This is a genomic window from Alteromonas sp. ABE4_545, assembly GCF_056161325.1.
In genome coordinates this window covers 1-444 of the sequence record NZ_JBSWYY010000082.1, presented here as the reverse complement: position 1 = coordinate 444, position 444 = coordinate 1, and the positions used below count along the sequence as shown (strand labels likewise).

Below are 444 nucleotides of genomic sequence, written 5' to 3'. Positions count from 1 at the left end.
AACACCCCGCTTAGGGGCAAAAATACGTGGGCTATAATATCGAGCGAAGCGAGGACAGCCCACGTGTTTTTGTCCCAGCACGCCCCGCGTGCGTCTACAGCGGTTTGTTATACGCGTTACTCAATATAACCATCGATTGGGCTGATAGTCATATTATGCTCAAACTTACTTGGCTCGATAGCATTAAGGTCTTTTGTATTTATAAAAATGATGAAAATTTCCGTGCTTGGGCCTGAATTAAAAGAATACAACGTCGTACCTACAGGTAACACTCCCAAATGTTCAGGAGACTGCTGAAGAGTTAAAGCTTGAGTAGTAGTAAAAGCACTTGTGTTGAGCAATGATGATTTGTGCCAATATGCCCCACCTAAAAAGCAAGCAGCGCATAAAACGATAATGGAAAATAGTTTAAGAAACTTCATGATTACTCAAGCGTATAACACC

At 41.9% G+C, this 444-nt stretch carries 1 protein-coding gene; it reads right to left on the bottom strand.

What is annotated here, in order from left to right:
• Positions 1–116 precede the first annotated feature (116 nt).
• Positions 117–422: a hypothetical protein gene (locus ACXAH6_RS20410; RefSeq protein WP_474879831.1), complete on the bottom strand. Its 306-nt coding sequence runs from the start codon at positions 420–422 to the stop codon at positions 117–119.
• Positions 423–444: the final 22 nt, after the last annotated feature.

What these genes read in the sequence shown, in the direction of transcription:
- ACXAH6_RS20410 (WP_474879831.1), bottom strand. Translation starts at nt 422, where the DNA reads ATGAAGTTTCTTAAACTATTTTCCATTATCGTTTTATGCGCTGCTTGC.